General features: G+C 64.4%; 20 protein-coding genes. 8 read left to right on the top strand and 12 right to left on the bottom strand.

Annotated elements, in window-relative coordinates; all coding sequences use genetic code 11:
* Window positions 1–114: 114 nt before the first annotated feature.
* Both Harman_RS03555 and Harman_RS03550 read left to right on the top strand, forming a co-directional pair.
* On the top strand, window positions 115–402 hold the full coding sequence (locus Harman_RS03555; RefSeq protein WP_137682437.1) for a DUF5789 family protein: 288 nt from the start codon (window positions 115–117) through the stop codon (window positions 400–402).
* 148 nt (window positions 403–550) lie between these two features.
* On the top strand, window positions 551–748 hold the full coding sequence (locus tag Harman_RS03550; RefSeq protein ID WP_137682436.1) for a hypothetical protein: 198 nt from the start codon (window positions 551–553) through the stop codon (window positions 746–748).
* A gap of 76 nt (window positions 749–824) precedes the next feature.
* Here Harman_RS03550 and Harman_RS21380 read toward each other — a convergent pair whose 3' ends face one another.
* The 8 genes from Harman_RS21380 to Harman_RS03520 form a co-directional block, all read right to left on the bottom strand.
* Entirely contained in the window at window positions 825–989 is a 165-nt protein-coding gene (locus tag Harman_RS21380; RefSeq protein ID WP_200830815.1) for a hypothetical protein, read from the bottom strand.
* 89 nt (window positions 990–1,078) lie between these two features.
* Window positions 1,079–1,243 (bottom strand): hypothetical protein, encoded by a 165-nt coding sequence (locus Harman_RS21375; protein WP_200830814.1) that lies wholly within the window; start codon window positions 1,241–1,243, stop codon window positions 1,079–1,081.
* 104 nt (window positions 1,244–1,347) lie between these two features.
* Window positions 1,348–2,118, bottom strand: coding sequence for a creatininase family protein (locus Harman_RS03545; protein ID WP_137682435.1), 771 nt, complete (start codon window positions 2,116–2,118; stop codon window positions 1,348–1,350).
* 78 nt (window positions 2,119–2,196) lie between these two features.
* On the bottom strand, window positions 2,197–3,921 hold the full coding sequence (locus tag Harman_RS03540) for a glycoside hydrolase family 13 protein (RefSeq protein WP_137682434.1): 1,725 nt from the start codon (window positions 3,919–3,921) through the stop codon (window positions 2,197–2,199).
* 4 nt (window positions 3,922–3,925) lie between these two features.
* On the bottom strand, window positions 3,926–5,629 hold the full coding sequence (locus tag Harman_RS03535) for an alpha-glucosidase (RefSeq protein WP_137682433.1): 1,704 nt from the start codon (window positions 5,627–5,629) through the stop codon (window positions 3,926–3,928).
* Between the two features lie 86 nt (window positions 5,630–5,715).
* On the bottom strand, window positions 5,716–6,798 hold the full coding sequence (locus Harman_RS03530) for a M24 family metallopeptidase (RefSeq protein ID WP_137682432.1): 1,083 nt from the start codon (window positions 6,796–6,798) through the stop codon (window positions 5,716–5,718).
* Between the two features lie 131 nt (window positions 6,799–6,929).
* Entirely contained in the window at window positions 6,930–7,889 is a 960-nt protein-coding gene (locus Harman_RS03525) for a nucleoside hydrolase (RefSeq protein ID WP_137682431.1), read from the bottom strand.
* A 126-nt stretch (window positions 7,890–8,015) separates the two neighbouring features.
* On the bottom strand, window positions 8,016–9,092 hold the full coding sequence (locus Harman_RS03520; protein ID WP_137682430.1) for a polymer-forming cytoskeletal protein: 1,077 nt from the start codon (window positions 9,090–9,092) through the stop codon (window positions 8,016–8,018).
* Window positions 9,093–9,288: 196 nt separating this feature from the next.
* On the opposite strand from Harman_RS03520, the gene Harman_RS03515 reads away from it, so the two are divergent.
* Window positions 9,289–10,134 (top strand): DUF7537 family lipoprotein, encoded by an 846-nt coding sequence (locus tag Harman_RS03515; RefSeq protein ID WP_137682429.1) that lies wholly within the window; start codon window positions 9,289–9,291, stop codon window positions 10,132–10,134.
* Between the two features lie 24 nt (window positions 10,135–10,158).
* Here the strand turns inward: Harman_RS03515 and Harman_RS03510 are convergent, their stop codons facing one another.
* The gene (locus Harman_RS03510; RefSeq protein WP_137682428.1) at window positions 10,159–11,613 is read right to left on the bottom strand and encodes an alpha,alpha-trehalose-phosphate synthase (UDP-forming); all 1,455 of its coding nucleotides are present in this window, start codon (window positions 11,611–11,613) and stop codon (window positions 10,159–10,161) included.
* A gap of 342 nt (window positions 11,614–11,955) precedes the next feature.
* Between Harman_RS03510 and Harman_RS03505 the strand changes: the two genes are divergently transcribed.
* Window positions 11,956–12,648, top strand: coding sequence for a 6-hydroxymethylpterin diphosphokinase MptE-like protein (locus Harman_RS03505; protein WP_137682427.1), 693 nt, complete (start codon window positions 11,956–11,958; stop codon window positions 12,646–12,648).
* Window positions 12,649–12,663: 15 nt separating this feature from the next.
* Here Harman_RS03505 and Harman_RS03500 read toward each other — a convergent pair whose 3' ends face one another.
* Window positions 12,664–13,662 carry a TIGR04024 family LLM class F420-dependent oxidoreductase gene (locus Harman_RS03500; protein WP_137682426.1) on the bottom strand — a complete coding sequence of 333 codons (999 nt, stop codon included), beginning with the start codon at window positions 13,660–13,662 and terminating at the stop codon, window positions 12,664–12,666.
* A 242-nt stretch (window positions 13,663–13,904) separates the two neighbouring features.
* Here Harman_RS03500 and Harman_RS03495 point away from each other — a divergent pair, with 242 nt between their 5' ends.
* Together Harman_RS03495 and Harman_RS03490 are read left to right on the top strand one after the other, a co-directional pair.
* Window positions 13,905–14,237, top strand: a complete 333-nt coding sequence (locus Harman_RS03495) for a DMT family transporter (protein ID WP_137683122.1) — start codon at window positions 13,905–13,907, stop codon at window positions 14,235–14,237.
* A gap of 42 nt (window positions 14,238–14,279) precedes the next feature.
* On the top strand, window positions 14,280–14,960 hold the full coding sequence (locus Harman_RS03490) for a haloacid dehalogenase type II (RefSeq protein WP_137682425.1): 681 nt from the start codon (window positions 14,280–14,282) through the stop codon (window positions 14,958–14,960).
* A gap of 12 nt (window positions 14,961–14,972) precedes the next feature.
* Here Harman_RS03490 and Harman_RS03485 read toward each other — a convergent pair whose 3' ends face one another.
* A complete protein-coding gene (locus tag Harman_RS03485) occupies window positions 14,973–16,130 on the bottom strand; it encodes a dihydropteroate synthase (protein WP_137682424.1) in 1,158 nt (385 codons plus the stop codon).
* Window positions 16,131–16,252: 122 nt separating this feature from the next.
* Between Harman_RS03485 and Harman_RS03480 the strand changes: the two genes are divergently transcribed.
* Window positions 16,253–17,440, top strand: a complete 1,188-nt coding sequence (locus tag Harman_RS03480; RefSeq protein WP_137682423.1) for a sensor histidine kinase — start codon at window positions 16,253–16,255, stop codon at window positions 17,438–17,440.
* 105 nt (window positions 17,441–17,545) lie between these two features.
* Window positions 17,546–18,562, top strand: a complete 1,017-nt coding sequence (locus tag Harman_RS03475; protein ID WP_137683121.1) for a phosphotransferase family protein — start codon at window positions 17,546–17,548, stop codon at window positions 18,560–18,562.
* Here the strand turns inward: Harman_RS03475 and Harman_RS03470 are convergent.
* Window positions 18,559–19,443, bottom strand: coding sequence for a carbohydrate kinase family protein (locus Harman_RS03470; RefSeq protein ID WP_137682422.1), 885 nt, complete (start codon window positions 19,441–19,443; stop codon window positions 18,559–18,561). The two genes, Harman_RS03475 and Harman_RS03470, sit on opposite strands and share 4 nt — an antisense overlap.
* Window positions 19,444–19,576 lie beyond the last annotated feature (133 nt).

The following is a 19,576-nucleotide window of genomic DNA, read 5'->3' as shown; positions in this document are numbered from 1 at the left end:
GACGCGTGACGCGGGCACGCGCGAGCAGAAGCGCGGACAGGCTCGGTGTCGTGACGCCGCTGCCACGCGAGTCGTTCCGAAAGCACTAATCGGACCCGCGGGCACAGTTCGAGTATGAGCGACGACGAAAGCGAAGACGCGGACGAGCCGGCTGTTGAACTCGGCGACGGCTCCGACGTTACCGGTGCGCCGCTGGCCCGCGTCTCGGCGCGGCTCACCTGGGGCATTGAACACAGCACCATCGTCGACCGCGAGGGCAACACGATGATCCGCACGCCGGACGGCCCACAGGAACTCGCAACGGTGCTTGAAGACGTTGACGTGCCGTACTTCGCCGACCGTCAGGAGTTCGAGAGCGCGGTCCGGGATGTCATCGGGACCGGTCCAATCCCGACCGAGTGACGAGTTAGGTCCCGCCACGTGCGCCACATGACCTGCGTCCGCCGCGGGCGATTTGACGCCGTGGCCGGTTCGCTACCGCGGCGTCCCTGCGATATTTTATCGAGTGTCAATCGCTGGGTTTGATACCGGCTGTTACGGACATGGATTCATGTTCCGTCGCGGTCTCTCCTGGAAAGAGACAACTGCGTTCGCTATCTGGGGTATCGGGGTTGTGATTGTTCTCCGGTTTCTGTACGACGTACTCGGCGTCGACGGCCTGGAGTTAGCTATCGCGGCTGTCGTCCTGTTCTTTGGCTCGTTCTACGCCGTTTTCATGCCAGTCTGGCGGCGGTTCACCGCGGAATGACTCGGGCGGGACCGCCCGTGGCTACTGGTTCAGTTCGCTATCGTGCCGCCGAAAAAGGTGCGTACGACCGGGAACGTTATCGCATGTTTTCAAGCGCGTAGACGGTGTCAGACATCAGCCACTCCGTCTCGCAGTCGGCGTGTTCGATGCTGAGCGCGTTGAACGTCTCTCGTCCGTCGTCGACCGTTATTTCGAACGCTCGGCTACGCAGCGACTCCGGATGGGGACGCGGTGGGGACACACCTACCTCTCATAGAGTGGGACCGATAAACGAGTCGATTCCGGTCGAGAGCGCCGGAACGGACCGATTGGCCGCCGTCTGTCGGTTTGTCAGGAATCGGCCGACTCGCTCGCTTCGGCTTTGCCGCGGCGCTTTCCGAACAGGTACGCAGCGACGATGAGCGCGAGTGGGACGATGAGAAATATTCCCATCATGATGAGGAGGATGAACAGTTCAATGGCTCCGGGCATGCCGGGGAACAGGAGGAGGGCCATATCCCACCTACACCGGCCTGTCGCAAAAATCCAACCCACGGGACGGTCTACGGGAGTGACGACGCCGCCGAACGGGTCCATCCTCACACTCTAGCGGTCCTGTCTTAGACGTGTTTCTTCGGCAGCAGGTCCTGGAATGCCTGGGCATCCAGCCACTCACAGAGCCTGACGAGCTGTTCGGTCGCGGCCTCGAACATCTCCGCGCCCTTCTCGGCCGAGGCGTCGGTCTGGTCGCCAAGGACGCCGTTGTCGGTGTTGTCGGCGGCGTCGTAGAAGGTCCGCGAGCCGAACTTTTCCGTGTCCGCCGCCTCGACGCTCGGGACGCCGCCGTCGCGTGCGTCTTCGAGGCGGTCGCCGTGAACCAGTTCGGACCGCAGGTGCTGTATCATGGATGTCTCTTTCGGGCCGCCGTGTGGCCCGTTCTGCTCGAAGAGGTCGTCCACGAGCTCCGGGATGCTCTCGTTCCACATCCACTCGATGGCGTACAGCACTTCGTCGTCCCGGAGTCGGCGGCCGACCTCACGGAGGTGTTCGACGTTGCCGCCGTGGGCGTTCACGTAGATGACCCGGTCGATGCCGTGGTACGCCAGGTTCCGGGTGAAGGATTCGACGTAGTCCCGAAACACCGGCGCGTCGACCCACATCGTCCCGTTGAACTGTCTGTGGTGGGGGCTCACCCCGACGTTGATAGTCGGCGTACAGAGATAGCCAGTCCTGTCGGCGGCTTCACGGGCAAAGGCTTCCCCGATGAGGTGGTCCGTCGCCAGCGGGAGATGCGGTCCGTGTTGCTCGGTCGACCCGAGCGGGACCAGTGCCAGCGACTCGGTTTCGAAATACTCGCCGAGGTCCGGCCAAGTCTCGTCGGCAAGATACATACGATCTGGTGGTGACGGGCGCGTCTTCAATCTGTGCTTCTTTCGGGGACGAGACTAGCCCGGACCGACGAGGGAGACTCAGTCGAACAGCTCGTAGACGCGAGCCTCGTAGGGTGCCAGCGTCACCGTCCCCGGGTCCGCGTCGTCGTGGTCGTAGTTGCTCTCTACCAGCGTCGCGTCCACGTAGTCGACCGGGAGGTCGACGGTCTCGGTGTCGCCGTCGAAGTGCAGGACGACGAGCATTCGCTCGGTTCGGTCTTCCGTCGCAAGCGACCGCGTGTAGGCGAAGACGCTCTCGTGGTCGGGCAGCAGGCCCATGTAATCACCGTACACCAGCACGTCGCGGTCCGAGCGCAACTGAATGAGCCGTCGGTAGTAGCTGTAAACGGAGTCCTCGTCCGCTCGCTGGTCGGCGGCGTTGACCGCCTCGTAGTTCGAATTGACCTGAATCCAGGGATCGCCATCGGTGAAGCCGGCGTTGTGCGAGTCGTCCCACTGCATCGGCGTCCGGGCGTTGTCGCGGGTCCGGTAGCCGACGATGTCTTTCACGTCGTCGTAGTCCTCGACGCCGTCCCGGTCGAGCAGTTCCCGCGCGTGGTTGATGGCGTCCACGTCACGGAGGTCGTCCATCGTCTCCCAGTCGGCGTTGGTCATCCCGAGTTCCTGGCCCTGGTAGATGTAGGGCGTCCCGCGGAGTGTGAGGATGAACGTCCCCAGCAGCTTCGCCGACTCTCGGCGGTAGTTCTCGGGGTCGCCGTAGCGGGAGACACTCCGGGGCTGGTCGTGGTTCTCCCAGTAGAGCGTGTTCCAGCCGTCCGCCGCCAGTCCGTTCTGCCAGCGGTCGGTGAGACGTTTCAGCTCCGGCAGGCTCCAGTCGCCGACGCTCCAGCGCTCCCCGTCGTCGTAGTCCAGCTTCGTGTGCTGGAAGTGAAACGCCATGTCCAGCGGGCCGTCAGCGCCGGCGTACTCGCGGGCCGACTCGACGGTCAGTTGGGGCATCTCGCCGACGGTCATCACGTCGTAGTCCGACAGCACTTCCTCGTCCATGGCTTCGAGATACGACAGCATCGCCGGTCCATCGATGAAATGCTCGGCCCCGATCCACTCGCTGTCGGGGTCGCCGTCGGGCAGCCCCTTGACTTTCGAGAGGAGGTTGATAACGTCCATCCGGAAGCCGTCAATACCCTTCTCCAGCCACCACTCGATGGTGTCGAAGATGTCCCGTCGAACGGCGTCGTTGCGCCAGTTCAGGTCCGGCTGGGAGGTGTCGTACAGGTGCAGGAAGTACTCGCCGCGTTCAGCGTCGTACTCCCAGGCGGAGCCACCGAAAAAGGACTCCCAGTTGTTCGGCGGCGTTCGATTGCCGTGCTCGTCCGTACCGCCATCCCGCCAGATGTAGTAGTCCTCGTATTCCGGGTCGCGCTGGCGGGACTTCTGGAACCACTCGTGCTGGTCCGAGGTGTGGTTGACGACGAGGTCCATGACCAGTCGCATATCCCGGTCGTGGACTTCCGCTAAGAGCGCTTCCCAGTCGGCCATCGTTCCGAACTCGCCGTAGATCGCCTGATAATCGCTGATGTCGTAGCCGTTGTCCTTCTGGGGGGAGTCGTACACCGGATTGAGCCAGATGACATCGACGCCGAGGTCGGCGACGTAGTCCAGCCGTTCGATGGTCCCCCGTAGGTCGCCGATACCGTCCCCGTCGCTGTCGTTGAAACTCCGGGGGTAGATCTGGTAGACGACCGCTTCCTTCCACCAGGCTCTGTTCAGTTCGTCGTCGGAGAGCATCTGAACTGTCGTCATTGTCCTATGAGAGTTCGTAGAGACGCGCCTCGTACGGTCGCAGGTGCAGGTCGGTGCCCTCGTGGTGGTCCGTGGCATCGTCCGATCCGTCCAGTTCGTTCCCGAACAGGAACGAGGCGTCGGCGTCGACCGGGACACAGACGCTTGTCTCTGCCGGTGAAACGTTCAGTACGACGAGTACGTCGTCCACGTCGACCGCCGGGTCATCGAGCGTCCGCCGGTAGGCGTACACCGACTCGTGGTCGGGGAGTAGCAGTTCGTACTCCCCGTAGACGAGTACGTCCAGGTCACTCCGCAGGTCGATGAGGTCACGGTAGTACGACAGGATTCCGTCCTCGCGTGCTTCGGCCGCAGCGACGTTGATGTCCTCGTAGTTCGGATTGACTTTTATCCAGGGGTCGCCGTCGGTGAAGCCGGCGTTTTGCGAGTCGTCCCACTGCATCGGCGTCCGAGCGTTGTCACGCGAACGGAACTCGACGACATCGCGGGCCTCGTCGTAGTCCTCGATGTCGCCCGATTCCAGAGCGAGTCGGACACGGTTCGTCGCGTCTGCGTCTCGCATCTCCTCGAAGGACTCCCACGGACAGTTCGTCATGCCGATTTCGTCACCCTGGAACAGGAACGGCGTTCCCTGATGTGTGAGCAGGAGCGTCGCCAGCAGTTTCGCCGATTCCTCGCGGTAGTCCCCGTCGTCACCGAAGCGGGAGACGATTCGGGGCTGGTCGTGGTTGCCCAGATAGACCGTGTTCCAGCCGTCGAGGTCGGTCTGCCACTCGGCCATCACCGCCTTCAGGTCGGGCAGCGACCAGTCCTCGATTGACCACCACCCGTCCTGCTGGTCGAGTTGCATGTGTTCGAAGTGAAACACCATGTCCAGCGGTCCGTCAGCGCTGACGTAGTCGCCGGCCGTGTCAACGTCGATGTCGACACACTCGCCGACGGTCATCGAGTCGTAGTCGTCGAACGTCTCGGCGGCCATCTCGTCGAAGAACTCCTGTGTCCGGGGGCCGTCAGCGAAGTGCTCGATGCCGACCCACCCTGAATCCGGGTCGCCGTCGGGGAGCCCTTCGGGCTTGGAGATGAGATTGATAACGTCCATCCGGAAACCGTCGATACCCTTCTCCAGCCACCACTCAATCATCTCATAAATGTCCGACCGAACCTCGGGATTTTCCCAGTTCAGGTCCGGTTGCTTCTCGTGGAACAGGTGGAGGTACTGCTCCCCCACCTCCTCGTCGTAGGTCCACGCGGAGCCGCCGAAACCGCTGGTCCAGTTGTTCGGGGGGACAGGGTTACCGTCCTCGTCCCTGTCGCCCTCGCGCCAGATGTAGTAGTCGCGGTACCCGTCCTCGTCCCGGCGTGAGCGCTGGAACCACTCGTGTTCGTCGGAGGTGTGATTGACCACGAGGTCCATGACGAGTCTCATGTCACGGTCGTGAATCTCCGCCAGCAGTTCCTCCCAGTCATCGAGTGTGCCGTACGCCTCGTGGATGGCGCGGTAGTCGCTGATGTCGTAACCGTTGTCAGCCTGCGGTGACTGATATACGGGGTTGAGCCAGATGACATCGACGCCGAGGTCGGCGACGTAGTCCAGTCGCTCGATGATACCCTGGAGGTCACCGACGCCGTCGCCGTCGCTGTCGTTGAAGCTCTGTGGGTAAATCTGGTAGACGACCGCTTCCTTCCACCAGGCGCGTCCTGCGGTCATACACAGAGGTAGCCTGACGTTTTCCTTAAAGCTACGGGTTCATACAACACCCGTTGTAAACGCCTTGGGAGCGGTTTCCAGCGTCGCTACAGTTCCAGTACCGTGTGTCGCGGCAGTTCGAGATCGTAGCCGACAGCCTCGACCGTCTCGGTCGGCCAGTCGCCAGTCGTCGACAGCAGTTCGACATCCTCAGCTGTGACGAGGTGTGTGTCCTCGCTCTTCGCGCCGGCGATAGTCGGATTCCAGGCGTAGCCCTGGGGCAGCACGATCTCGGCCTCGTGGCCGGGCGTGGCGATCCACTCGCGGCCGGCGAACCCCGCAGCGCCGCCCTGGTGGTGGTTCTGCCACTCGCCTTCCCAGCCGACCTCGGCGTAGGCGTCCTGAACGGCGGCGAACACGTCACCCGCTGTGCCGCCCTCCTGGCCGACCGCCTGTGTCGCGGCCAGCGCCGATGTCTCGACTCTGGTGGCCTTGCGGGTCCGCTCCCCGAACCATTCCGGCGGATCGAACGCGACCGCGCGGGTAGTGCTGACGTGCAGGCCGTTGCGCTGAGCGGTCACCGACATGAGCGCGTAGTCGCCGAGTTCGGCGTCGGTCGACGTGTAGTGTCGGTAGGACTGCGCGCGCTCTGCGCTGCCGACGAGGACGACCGGCGTGGCGATGCCTCGGCTTTCGAGCTCCCGCCGCAGCCCCGCAGTCACGTCGAGTTCGGTGTGTGACGGCTCCACGTTCCGCGCGACGGTCTCGACTGCTTCCGCTGTGTCCCGACCGAGTTCACGGTACTGCTCGATCTGTGCGTCGGTCAGGGGCTGGCGGAGCTGTGTGGCGTCGACCGACTCGAAGCCAGCCACGTCGAAATCCGCCGCCGCAGGGGTCGGACTCGCTTCTGCCACGGCGTCAGCCAGCGACTCCGCGTGCCAGTCGAACGTCTCCACGGCCACATCGCTGTCGAGTTCCTCGTCGAGCAACCGCTGCGCTTCGATGTTGTCGGTGACGACTCGAATCTCGTCGCCATCATAGCCCGCGGCGGCGACGCCGATGTCGCCTTCTCGGTCGACGACGTTGTTACCGCCGCCGGTGAGCCACGCGAAGGAGTTCGGTCGGGCGAACCATACGGCTTCCAATTTCGCTGTCTGGAGGTACTGGTCGAGACGGTCTGTGAGCGTCATGCTCCGGACATGACACCCATCGGTAGTAAAATCCAAGGAGAGCATTCGACAGCAGGGACGGCTATGACAGCACACCGGAAAATGGAATCTGCGGTGCGGCACCGTTCACAGATAGGCCTCCGGCATCCCACTTACTCTGGCAGGCCGGCGTCAGGGTCCCGAGACCGGAGTAGCGAGTACATGACCGACTCGAAGGCCTCGCTGTCGACGGATTCCACGACGCGCGTGTTCGGCTCCCCGTCGGTCACGCCGTTGACATCGACGCTCGTGTAGCCGCGGGTGAGGCCCTCACGGTCGTCCACCGCGACGTGATACGTCGACACGTCCTCTCGAAGCTCCGGATACGCCAGCAGCGCGGCAGTGACGCTGTCCGGGAGTGCCGTCCATCCGGGATCGTTGGGGCCGTCGCTATTGAACGCCCGGGCTTTCTCCGTTACCGACTTGAAGAACGACGCCAGTTCAGTGTCGAAGGCCGAGACGGTTTCGAACTCCGATGGCCCGAACACCGCGTCCCGGAGACACAGCCCCCAGTCGACGAGCGTCACCTCGAAGGCATCGAACACGCGTTTGGCGGCGTCAGGATCAACCCAGAGATTGAACTCCGCGGCGGGGGTGACGTTCCCCTCACAGTTGACGTTCCCGCCCATCACCCACACCTCATCGACGAGGTCTGGAAGCTCGGGCTCGCGGGCGTACGCCAGCGCCAGATTGGTCAGCGGCCCGATACAGAGCAGCGTGATTTCCCCTGGGTTCGCTCGACAGCGCTCGATGATCTCGTCAGGGCCGAACCCTGCCGCCGACTCGATGTCGGTGTCGGGAAACAGGTCTCCGCCGAGGCCGTCCTCGCCGTGGATATACGTCGCGTGTTCGAACTCCTTGGCAAGCGGCTGTCTCGCGCCCTCGTAGACGGGTACGTCGCGGGAAGCAGCGAGACCGAGCGTGTACTTCGCGTTCTCGACTTCCCGGTCGAAAGGGACGTTCCCGGCAACGACTGTGACCGCCTCGACAGCAAGCCGGTCACTGAGACAGGCTAGCAAGATCGCTTGGGTGTCGTCGCCCGCTGTGTCCGTGTCGATGATGACGCGTCGCATAGCACAGCATCTCAGCACTGGATAAAGAGTTTCCGGGCCCACAAACAGTGGCACATCTCTCAGGCGGCCACGGAAACGCCACCGCTCAGCGGGCTCTCGGTTCGCAGAAAGACCGCTACCGACCGGCTACTCCGTCGCTTCGGCCTCTGTGTCCGCGGACTCCCCGGCCTCTGTGTCCGCGGACTCCCCGGCCTCTGTCCCGTCCGCGTCACCGTCGTCACCGGCAGCATCCCCGTCGTCGGGAGCGGCGTCGTCCGCGCTGTCGTCGCGCTGTGTCGTAGATGGCTCCGTAGTGTCAGTGTCCCCTTCGAGAGATTCGGCCATCTCGGCCATCGCGACCGCGGATTCGTCGGGCCGGTCAAGCACCGACTCGGTGTGCATCCGCATCTCCTCGCTGGTGCGGATCGTCCCATCGACCGTCGCGTTCTCGTGGAGTTCGACGGTCGTCCCGGAGATGTCGCCCCAGATCTTCGCGCCTGGGCCGACGCGGACGGTGCCGCTGCGAGTCGTCACGTCCCCTTTGATCTCCGTGCCTCGGCCGACCACGATATCGTCCTTCGCGCGGAGGCTCCCGAAGACGACCGTGTCACGGCCGACTTCGAGGGACTTCGCGCGGATGTTGCCGTGGAGCCGGCAGTCGTCGCCGACCGTCGCCGGCGTCGAGACGCGCCAGGCGTCGTCCGAGACGCTCGCACCGCGTGGAATGAGGACTGGGTCGTGCTCGTCGTCCCCGTCGTTCAGCATTTCGTCGATGACTTCCTCGGCCGCGTCCTCCTCGCCGATTCGGAGGAGCTGTGAGAGGTAAACGAACAGGAAGACGATGGTCGGCATCGGGTTGCGGATGACGATCCAGCCGTTCGCCTCGAACCCGTTCTCGATGTCCACGTCGTCGCCGATGTCCAGGTCGCCCGCGACCCGTAGTTCGCCGCCGATATGCACCCGTTCGCCGATGTAGGCGTCCTCGCCGACCAGCACGTTGTCCGCCACGTCACACCACATGTCGAGCCGACAGTCACCTTCGGCTTCGATGTGGCCGCCAAAGCGGACCCGCTCGTCGGCGATGACCGTCCGCCCGCGCACGCCGAACTCCACGGTGGACTGGCCGCCGACGATGACATCACCGTCGGTCACCAGATCGTGTTCCTCGACGGTCGTCCCGTCGGGAATGTCGAGTTCGGATAGCGGGTCGGAGCCGAGAGGCACGGTTTACATAGCGGTTTCGTCGGTCTTAAACCCTCATGAAGCGCATGACGGGCGTCTGACGCTGGTCGGACGGAGCGACACGAAACGGATAGCTGATGCTCTGGCCACCATGACCAGTCCAGCAAACCCGCTACCAGCGAGAACGTGACAGCTGAACGGCCATAACGAACTACTCCGTCGATACAGTGACTCCGGTATGCCACTCGAACGACGCCATCTCTTGGTTGCACTCGTAGTTCTACTGACAGCCTCCGCCGGCTGTACCGGCCTACTCGGCTCAGGGCCGGAAACCGGCGGGACAGACACCGGCGGAACGACGACGCCGGCGGACGGCAACGGTCCCGCGCCGGGGTCCTCCGGGTTTGACGCGGCGGCTATCGAACGCGGCCACTTCGAGACGCTGTCCGACTCGTCGTTCACCACCTCGCTGTCCTTCCAGCTCTCGACGGTCCGCGACGGCGAGAACCGGTCGGTGTTCATCAACCGGACGGTCGCCATCGACCGCGAGAGCGACCGGTCGCTGTCGACAGGCGAACTGGTCCAGGCCACCGGCGACACGCTGGCGACAACGACCTACACCACCGATGAGGCCACCGCCGAGCGCCGGATTCTCACCCGCGGCGACGACACGATGACGGACTACCGCTCTGCATCGGCCCCATACGAGGGCGAGGTCCAGCCCGTCAACGAGAGCAGCGTCATCGACCGCTCGCTGTTGCAGTCGCTGGGTTCGGATATCAACTGGAGCTACGCCGGAACAGAGACGGTTGACGGCGATAGCGTCTCGCGGTTCGAAGCGGCTGGGAGCAACGTCACCGGTTTCGCAGCCGACGATGCCGTCTCGACGAACGTCTCGGCCAACGGGACGACACAGTCGGCCAGTGCAGCCGTCCTCGTCGACGAGGACGGCGTCGTCCGAATGTTCGAGTACAGTGTGACGACCGAGCGGGAGGGTCGACCGGTGACGGTGACGCTGTCGCTCTCCGTCTCGAAGGTCGACGACACCACCGTCGCGGAACCGGACTGGCTATCGGAGGCGTAGGACCGGAATGGTCGGGCAGTAGGATCATTTGAGGACGCTGAACTGCCTAGCGACCCACTCAGAACTGTCGAGTGCAGCGACGCTGTTCTGAAGCTGTTCTAGCCGGGTGCGGGTTTCTGCCGTATCGAGTTCCAGCGCCGCTTCAACTGTGTCCGCAATCGCGGCGATGTCGTGTGGGTTGACCGTCAGCGCGCCGTCGAGATGCGTCGCCGCGCCGGCCAGTTCGCTCAACACGAGCGCGCCGTCGCCGTCGACGCAGGCCGCCGGGTACTCGTGGGCGACGAGGTTCATCCCGTCTCGGTGAGGCGTCACGACCGCGACTTCTGCGGCCCGGTACAGGCCGGCGAGCGTCTCGTTGTCCAGTTGGGCCTCGGTGTAGACGATGGGTTGCCAGTCGTCGGTCCCGAAGCGGTCGTTGACGCGCTCGACGGCGTCGACTACGTCCGCTCGATACCGGCGATAGGCGGCAATTCCCTCCCGCGTTCGGCTCGCTTTCTGCACGTAGGTAAACTCTCCACGGAGGTCCGGCCGACGCTCCCAGAGATGCGCCAGCGCTTCGATGCGCTCCGGAATCCCCTTCGAGTAGTCGAGGCGTTCGACGCCGAGCGCGAGTCGAATCGAGGGGTCCGAGCGGCTGTCGCCCAATACGGTGTCCCGGATACTGGCCACGTCAGCGGCCCGTGCCCGTTCTCGGACCGCTTCGACATCGACGCCGAGCGGATTCGCGACTGCTCGCGTCTCGTGGCCGTTGTAGGTCACGCTGCCGGTGTCGGTGTTGACGGTCGCCGCCGGGAACGCGCTGTCGACACAGTGCAGGAACTGCTCGGCGTAGGCCGCCGTGTGGAAGCCGACCACGTCACAGGCCAGCAGCCCGTCGAGGAGCGCGTCGCTGTGGGGACAGTGGCTGAACACTGACGGTGCGGGCCAGGGGATATGCCAGAACTGCAGCAGCGTCGCATCCGGCCGCTGCTCCCGGACCACTCTGGGGGCGAGCGCTAGATGGTAGTCCTGAAACCAGACTGGCTGGCCCGCGTCGGCGACTGTATCGACGGCCTCGGCGAACTGCTCGTTGACAGCACGATACTGCTCCCAGTAGGCGGGTTCGGTCCACATTCGGCCCGTGTCCTCGTGACAGAGCGGCCACAGCACCTGGTTGGCGTAGCCGTAGTAGTAGCCCTGGACGGCCGCGTCGGAGAGCGGGACGCGTTTCAGGTCGTATGCGGGGTCCGACGGCGGGACCGTGACGATGCCCTCGTCGGCGACGGCCATATCCGCGTCGCCGCTGGCCCAGGCGACCCAGGTGCCGCCCCGTGACTGCATCACCGGGTCGAGCGCGCTCGTCAGCCCGCCAGCTGCGGACCGGACCCGTATCTCCCCATCGTCGTCCCGCTCGTGACTGTACGGTTCGCGGTTCGAGACGACCACCAGCGAGTCCGGAACTGCCCCGTCTCGCACGTCCGTCGAGAGATCCGGACCCATTTGCCCCCGGTAGGGACCGCCCCGTCTTGAGACTGTCGTGGGCTATTGACTCCTGTGAACAGCGTAACAAGTCGTCTCAGCCTGTGACAACCGTCTCTCTGTCTGACGGTAAGAGAAAACTTATACCGGAGGCCTCGAAAGACAGGGGTGAAAGCCGAAAGGGCACCCGGGTAGGGGTACACGGACGTGCCATTTCGGCTCAACTCGGTTTATCTGGACACTAATCCGATAGCGACAGCCACGCCGTGTGGCGGTTCGAAGCGAATCCGGGAGCCACCGCTCCCTGACACAGCGAGGGTGAACAAGACAAAAGCCCGTCCACGGCGTGGTCTCTGACAGGACATGGAGTTTCGCACCTGGGAACCAGTGTACGAGGCCGTCCTCGATGACTTCGGCTATCCCCGCGACGGCGACGAACAGGCCCGCGACCAGTTCGTCGATCTGCTCGGCGACGCCGGAACCTACGACCCGGACGACCTCGGACTCGACGGCGCGACGGTGGCCGTTGCTGGCGCTGGGCCGTCACTCGAAGCCGAAGCCAACCGGGCGGCTGCCGCCGACGTGGTTCTGGCGGCGTCGACGGCTACCGACCGCCTCCGGGCGGAAGGCGTCGCCGTCGACTGTATGGTCACGGACTTGGACAAGAACGCCGACACTGGACGAGAACTGACCGCAGAAGGAACGCCGGTCGTCGTCCACGCCCACGGCGACAATATCCCGGCACTGGAAGAGTATGTTCCGGCTTACGACAGCGAGTTCGTCGTGCCGACGACGCAGGCCACCCCTGCCCCGCCGGTGCAAAACTACGGCGGATTCACCGACGGCGACCGCGCCGCGTTCCTCGCGGACCACTTCGGTGCCACATCGCTGGTGTTCCCCGGCTGGGACTTCGACGACCCGGCCGTGACTGCAGAAAAGGCCCGGAAACTCAGGTGGGCCGAGCGCCTGCTCTTCTGGCTTGAACAGCGCCGCGGGGAGCGCTTCGACGTGCTCGACGGCCGACGCGACGCCATCGAGTCGGTCGGCGGCGATTGACCCCAGTCGCCGGGCTCAGGGCGCTAACACGTCGATAGTCGTATCGATAGTCTCCCGGTCAGCAGCGCGGGGGAAGGTGATGTTGACGGCGTCGACTCCCTCGATGGCCTCGAACTGCGCCACGCGGTCGCGACACTCCTCGGGCGTGCCGGCAGCGGCAATACTGTCTAGCAGGCCGTCGCCGATGGCATCGGCGGCAGCCGCTTTCTCGCCCGACCCCCACTGCTCGGCGATTTCGTACGCGGTGTCCTCGTACCCCTGGCGGGCCAGCGCGTCGCGGTAGAACGTCCCCATGCCGCCGATATAGAACGCCACGTGCTGGCGGGCCAGTTCGCGGGCCTGTTCTCGGTCGGCCATCGCACAGCAGGTCAGCGACAGCGTCACCCGCTGGTCAGCCCGGTCGCGGTCGCCGAGGTCCGCCCCGTGCTCGAAGTCTTCCAATCGGTCCCGGAGGCCGTCCGCGGTCAGCATCAGCGCGTGCCACCCGTCGGCGAAGCGCCCGGCGAGTTCGACCGACTTCGGGCCGAGGCCGCCGGCGTCGACGGACGGCGCGGGTTCGGGCGGTTCACAACGAAGTCGGAACCCCGACAGCGAGAAGATGTCCCCATCGTACTCAACCGACTCGCCGGAGAGGACCTGTTTCATGATCTCGACGGCCTCCCGCGTGTACTTGAGCGGCTTCTCGAACTCTCTGCCGTGCCAGCCCTTGATGACGATGGGGCCGGACGGGCCGACGCCGGCGCGGAAGCGGCCGTCCGACACTTCCTGTAGCGTCGCTGCGGTCTGACCCAGCAGCGCCGGCGACCGCGAGTACACGTTCAGGATGGAGGACCCGAGGCCGACTGTCGACGTGCGCTCGGCGATGCTGGTCAGCGTCGTCACTGCATCACGTCCCCACGTTTCAGGGAGCCAGACCCGGTCGTAGCCGCTGGCCTCGGCCTGCTGGCTCATTTCGACCAGCGTATCGACCGAGGGCTGTGCAGCGACCGGGAGATACATGTCCCGCGCTGTCATCTGTCGTCCCCCACGGACCGAGCAGCGACCAAAACGGTTGCCGGCGGGGCCTGAAACGGATGGTCCTCTGTCATGGCTCGCAGTGGGGTCGCACGGCGGATAAAGCCACATGAGAGGGGGAGTCTGGCCCGTTGTCCGCGGTTTATTCACCGGGACTGTGAGCGCATCGGCAGTGATTCGACAGTCGGTCCGCCACAGTCGAAATGTCTAATATCTGTCCACAGGTGTCGGCGAATGTACCCGTGAATCCCTATGCCCTCCTCGGAGCCGCTATCGTGTCCGAACTGCTCGGGACAACGTCGTTAAAACTCTCAGAAGGATTCTCACGCCCGGTGCCCAGCCTCGGCGTCGTCCTCGGCTACGGCCTGGCCTTCTACCTGGTGTCGCTGACATTGGAGGACCTCCCCATCGGCGTCGTCTACGGTACTTGGGCCGCACTTGGTATCGTCGGCGTGGCCGCCATCGGTATCGTCGTGTTCGATGAGCCTATCGACATCGCCGGCGCTGTCGGTATCTTGCTCATCATCGCCGGCGTGTATTGTGTCAACGTCCTTTCCGAGATGTCTGCACACTGAGCGGCGACCGGCTATATGTGGCCGCCGGTTCTACGTGTGCCTATGCCGTTCGACCCGGACCACGTGACGACGATTACGTTCGACTCGTACAGTACCATCGTCGATGTCGAGGCGGCCCAGAAAGCCCTGGCCGACCGGGTGGCTGACCCCCAGCCCGTCTCCCGACTCTGGCGCTCTCGCTCGCTCGCCTACACGTTTCTCGCCAACCAGATCGACGCCTACAAGCCCTTCTACGAGATGAACCGCGACGCACTCCAGTACGCGCTGGAGGTCCACGGCGTCGATATCACGACGGAGGAACGCGACGAGATTCTCGCAGTCTACCACGAACTCGACGTGTTCGACGACGTGCGTGACGGCATGAACAAGCTCTACGACGCTGGCTACGACCTCTATGTCGTCTCGAACGGCAACCCCGAGATGCTCGAATCCATGGTCGATTTCGCCGGCATCGGCGGCCTGCTCGAAGACACCGTCAGCGCTGACGAGATTGAGACGTTCAAGCCGGCAGCGGAACTGTACCGCCACGCAGCGGAGCGAACGGAGACGGATATCGAAGACATCGCCCACGTCACTGCGGGGTACTTCGACGTGTACGGCGCGATGCACGCGGGGATGCAAGGTGTGTGGGTCAACCGCGACGACGGCCCGTGGGATTCCTTCGCCGGCGAACCGGACCTCACTATCGGGTCGTTCCACGACCTCCACGACGAACTGGCGTAACGACAGGCCGGGTTAGACGCGCCGGGACAGCGAGGTCCGCAGTTCGCCAGCAAGCTCCCGGTGGCCGTCCTCGGCGAGGCTGTCGGCGACGACCTTCAGCGCGGCCGCGGAGCCACCGACGTAGCGCCCGCCGCTGTCTTTCTCGACCAGCACTACGTCGGTCACCTCGGCGACGGCGCGGAGGCTCGCGCGGGCGTCGTCGGTCAGGTCGCCGAGCAGGAACGTCAGCGTCGCGCCGTCGTCAGTGCCGCCGGCGACCGTCTCGCCCAGCGACTGATGCCGGGCCACCTCTCGGAGTGTTACGTCGGTCAACTCCGCTACGGTGTGGCCAGGCTCGGTTTCGGCGCGGGTCGTCCGTTCGTCGCCCAGCGCGTCGGCGACCTTGACCACGTCGTAGGTCTCGCGGGTGTCGTGCGTGCGGATAATGTGCGAGCCGCGTTCGACTTCCATCGTCGCTGCGGCGAGCGAGACGGCCAGTTGGTTCTCGGTCTCGGGCTGGTCGGCCAGGTCGCCGAGGAAGTCCTCGCGGTTGGTCGCGGTGAGCATCGGTCGGTCGAAGGCGCGAAACTCCCGGAGGCGGCGGAACATCTCCCAGTTGTCCGCGAACTCCTTGCCGTCGTACCAGCCGCCGAAGGCCGGGTCGATGATGGTCTTGTCGGTAAAGCCGTCGCGCTGGAGCGCCTCGAAGATGTCGTCGATGGTCTTCAGCGCGCCGGGTCGAGCCAGATCCGGCGGGCTAGCCATCTTCACGACCGGCATGTCGTGGTCCTCGATTACGCCTTTCATGTCCGGGTCGGCGAAGCCACACACGTCGTTGATGAGGTCGAAGCCGTGCCCGATGGCTTCCTCGGCGACTTCGGCGTACCGAGTTTCAAGCGAGAGCGGCACGTCGGCGTCGAGTTCGTCGACCAACGGTGCGACCTCTTGGAGCCGGTCTTTCTCCATCTCGACCGGCTTGGACTCGTATTTGGGGTTGGCCGACTGGAGTCCCACATCGATGATATCTGCGCCGGCGGGAACGAGGTTCTCCTCGATGGCATCGGCGGCCTCCTCCGGGTCCAGATACACGCTCGGCTTGTACCCGGAGTTCGAACTCATATTTAACACGCTCATGACGCGAGTCGGGTGGCCGTCGCCAACCGGGAGGCCGTCGATTTCGACCGTTCGCATACCGCTTCGTGAGGACTGTGGATACAAAGACCCCGCGACATCGGCGGGGCGGCTTATCACGTTCACCCTCAGTGACACCGGATCACCTGACTTTATGTACTATCTTGCATGAATTATACGGGATGGGTGGGGAGTCAATGGTCGCGTTCGACCTCGATTCGTTCGAGGATGTAACACAGCGGTTGATCGCCGCGGAGTCCGAGCGGGAAATCTGTGACATAGCGATTTCGGAGATTCCGTCGGTGTTCGACGTATCGCTTGGGGCGCTGTGGCTGTACGACAGCGACGCTTCGGAACTCCAGCTGGCGGCGTCGACAGAGCGGGCGGACGAAGTGTTCGACTGGCCGGTCACCTACCGTCCAGGTAACAGCCTCTCCTGGGAGGCATTCGAACAGGACGAGGTGCGGACGTACTCCGAACTTGACGCCGAACGGAGCCAATACAACGCGGATTCGTCCGTCAGCAGCGAGATAATCCTCCCCATCGACGACTACGGCGTCATCAACATCGGCTCGCTCACTGCGGTCGAGTTCGACGACGAGACGGTCCGGCTCGCCCGGATGTACGCGACGCACATCCAGGCTGCGTTGCAGAAAGCCGAGCGCGAGCACGATCTCCGCGTCCAGCGCGACCGGATGGAGCGGTTCATCGGTGTCGTCTCCCATGACCTGCGGAACCCACTCCACGTCGTCAAGGGACGGCTCGAACTCGCACGCCAGACCGGTGACCTGTCCCATCTCGAAGACGCGGAGCAAGGGGTCGCTCGTATGGAGACGCTCATCGACGACCTGCTGACGCTCGCCAGGGAAGGGTACGCCGTCGACGAGCGGACTGCTGTGGCCCTTGAGACCCTTGCTAAGCAGACCTGGGAGATGGCCAGAACGCGTGACGCAACGCTGTCGGTCGAGGCGTCGATACCTGTGTTTGGCGACGAGACCCGCCTCAAACAGGTGTTCGAGAACCTCTTTCGGAACGTGGCGGACCACGCGGGCGAGGACGTGACCGTCTGGGTCGGCCCGATTGTCGAGGACGACACAGCCGAGACAGGGACCGTCGGTGAGCAAGGCAACGACCAAGTGACCGGTTTCTACGTCGCCGACGACGGCCCCGGAATCTCGCCGGACGAACTGGCGGACGTGCTGTCGGTCGACCGGCTAGCCACCGGTGATACCGGCCTCGGCCTCTCTATCGTCGCACAGATCACCGACGCCCACGGCTGGGACCTCTCGGTGACCGAGAGCAGGGCCGGCGGCGCACGCTTTGAAGTAACAGACGACACCAGACCGGTTTCGCCGTTTCACTCCTGGTGACCGGTTGACCAGGTGACGACGGCCGACAGGGCGTCTCCATCGGCGGCGTCGCTGTCGCCGATGGGATTGACAGATTTATTTGGTCGCCGCATATACGGTATGCCAGTGCAGACTCCGGAACAGGCCATCGAAGCCGTGCTGAACGAGTCGGGACCGGACTACGAGGGGTTCCGGTTCGAGACCCCGGGTGGCGGTCATCAGAGCGATGTCTACATGGTGACGCTACGTCACAACGGTGAGGCGTACGAGGTGGTGGTGAAGTTCAAGCCGCCCGGGGATGTCCCGTTCGCCGTCGAGCCCTGTCTCCACGACTTCGTCGCCAGCCGGACTGAGGTCCCCGTTCCGCGCATCCTTGTCTACGAGGACGACCCCGACGCCGACGTGCCACCGTATTTCGTGACTGAGCGCATCCACGGCGAGAACCTGGCCGAGGAGTTCGCCGGCCTCTCGACTGAGGACCGCGAGCGGGTGCTAGCACAGGCCGGCCGAATGCTGGGTGACATGCATTCCGAGATCGGATTCGAGGCGTTCGGTCGGCTCACGCTCCACGACGACCGAATCATCGTCCGGGACTGGATGGGCAACTGGCGGGAGTACTTCGAGACGCTCACCAGATCCCACCTCGCACACCTCGATGGAACGCCCTTCGAGGACCTGACCGAGCGAGCGCGGGCCCACATCGAACCGGCTCTTGAGATGGTGCCGGAAGACGGCGTCCCCCGACTGGTTCACGACGACTTCCGGCCGGCGAACCTGATGTTCGACCCGTCGGCGGATGCGCCGGTTACGGCCGTCCTCGACTGGCAGGACGTGCTCGCGGCGCTACCCGAGTACAACCTCGCACAGACGGAGTTCCTGTTCATCGATTCGTCGTTTCAGGACCCGGAACTGCAAACGTCGCTCCGGACGGCGTTCCGCGATGGGTACCGTGAGATGCGCCCGATGTCGTTCGACGAGGGCTACGAGCGGCGACGGCCCCTGTATCAGCTCTCGACGCTCCTGTGGCGGATGGCCGGCTTCGAGGCCGTCTTCGCTGACGAGTCCGGTCTCGCCGTCGCTCGCGCCGAAGCCCAGTACCGCCAGCAGTTCGAGCGGCTCGTCGAGGAGATCCAGGCGGATTAGGGCGTCTCGGTCTCAGAAGGTGGCCCGTCGTCGACCAGTTTCCATACTGATTCCCAGTCGAGCGACGCCTGTGCGCCGGTCGACCGGGTTGCGAGCGCGCCACACGCGTTGGCGACGGCGAGCGCCCGCTTCGGGTCGCTCTCCTGTGCGTTGGCGAGGAGGTATCCGGCGGCGAAGGCGTCTCCCGCGCCAGCGGTGTCGACCGGTTCTATCGGATACCCGGCGTTCGTTATCGTCCGCCCGTCCGTGTATGCCGTTGCACCGCAATCTCCGTGTTTGACGACGACTGTCGGCACTGTCTCGAAAAGCCCGCTGTCCCTGGCGTGGTCGGCCTCCGGGCCGTTACAGAACAGGATCTCGACATGTCGGAGCACCGCAGAGTAATCCCGAAACGGGAGCCGACGGCCGGGATCGAAGCTCACTGGAATATCCGCAGTCGCGGCGTCGCGTGCGAGCGCCGCGGCTGTCCCGGGGTCCTGACCTGTCAAATGGAGGTGATCCGCTTCGGCCAGGGTTTCCGCCGGGAGATTCGACGGCCCGAACGCCTCGTTGGCCCCGTCGTTTCCAAGCACCACCACATCGCCGTTCTCGTCCACGATGAGGTACTTCACCGCTGTCGGCTCGTCAGCCTCGACCAGCAGCGTTTCGACGCCCATCGCCGCCAGTTCGCGCCGAGCCTTGGTCCCGTGGTCGTCTGGACCGACGCTACCGAGAACTAGCGGGTCGGCATCAAGCCCGGCAAGCGCGACAGCCACGTTCGCCGCGCTCCCACCGCTAGACTGTGCCCGGTCGGTAATGCGCCCCTCGCCGTCGGGCTTCGGGAGCTGATCGACGTGGAGCGTCACGTCCCAGTTGACGTGGCCGGCACAGATGACACGCATGTTCACCGCTGGGAGGGGCGCTGTGATAGCAGTTTCCCACCGGGGCATATACAGTATATTTAACATTGATCGGGACGGACCGGCGCACATGGTAACGGTCCCCGATAGCGTCCTCCCGATGAGTGGTTGGGCC

It is taken from the genome of Haloarcula mannanilytica (assembly GCF_005406125.1).
Classification (GTDB): Archaea; Halobacteriota; Halobacteria; order Halobacteriales; family Haloarculaceae; genus Haloarcula; species Haloarcula mannanilytica.
Note: the sequence above shows the minus strand (reverse complement) of the source record. Positions and strands in the feature narration are given on the sequence as shown.

Excerpts from the sequence above, each read along its gene's own strand:
- Harman_RS03555 (WP_137682437.1), top strand. The coding sequence starts at position 115 with ATGAGCGACGACGAAAGCGAAGACGCGGACGAGCCGGCTGTTGAACTC.
- Harman_RS03550 (WP_137682436.1), top strand. The coding sequence starts at position 551 with ATGTTCCGTCGCGGTCTCTCCTGGAAAGAGACAACTGCGTTCGCTATC.
- Harman_RS21375 (WP_200830814.1), bottom strand. The coding sequence starts at position 1,243 with ATGGCCCTCCTCCTGTTCCCCGGCATGCCCGGAGCCATTGAACTGTTC.
- Harman_RS03545 (WP_137682435.1), bottom strand. The coding sequence starts at position 2,118 with ATGTATCTTGCCGACGAGACTTGGCCGGACCTCGGCGAGTATTTCGAA.
- Harman_RS03540 (WP_137682434.1), bottom strand. The coding sequence starts at position 3,921 with ATGACGACAGTTCAGATGCTCTCCGACGACGAACTGAACAGAGCCTGG.
- Harman_RS03535 (WP_137682433.1), bottom strand. The coding sequence starts at position 5,629 with ATGACCGCAGGACGCGCCTGGTGGAAGGAAGCGGTCGTCTACCAGATT.
- Harman_RS03530 (WP_137682432.1), bottom strand. The coding sequence starts at position 6,798 with ATGACGCTCACAGACCGTCTCGACCAGTACCTCCAGACAGCGAAATTG.
- Harman_RS03525 (WP_137682431.1), bottom strand. The coding sequence starts at position 7,889 with ATGCGACGCGTCATCATCGACACGGACACAGCGGGCGACGACACCCAA.
- Harman_RS03515 (WP_137682429.1), top strand. The coding sequence starts at position 9,289 with ATGCCACTCGAACGACGCCATCTCTTGGTTGCACTCGTAGTTCTACTG.
- Harman_RS03510 (WP_137682428.1), bottom strand. The coding sequence starts at position 11,613 with ATGGGTCCGGATCTCTCGACGGACGTGCGAGACGGGGCAGTTCCGGAC.
- Harman_RS03505 (WP_137682427.1), top strand. The coding sequence starts at position 11,956 with ATGGAGTTTCGCACCTGGGAACCAGTGTACGAGGCCGTCCTCGATGAC.
- Harman_RS03500 (WP_137682426.1), bottom strand. The coding sequence starts at position 13,662 with ATGACAGCGCGGGACATGTATCTCCCGGTCGCTGCACAGCCCTCGGTC.
- Harman_RS03490 (WP_137682425.1), top strand. The coding sequence starts at position 14,280 with ATGCCGTTCGACCCGGACCACGTGACGACGATTACGTTCGACTCGTAC.
- Harman_RS03485 (WP_137682424.1), bottom strand. The coding sequence starts at position 16,130 with ATGCGAACGGTCGAAATCGACGGCCTCCCGGTTGGCGACGGCCACCCG.
- Harman_RS03480 (WP_137682423.1), top strand. The coding sequence starts at position 16,253 with ATGGGTGGGGAGTCAATGGTCGCGTTCGACCTCGATTCGTTCGAGGAT.
- Harman_RS03470 (WP_137682422.1), bottom strand. The coding sequence starts at position 19,443 with ATGCGTGTCATCTGTGCCGGCCACGTCAACTGGGACGTGACGCTCCAC.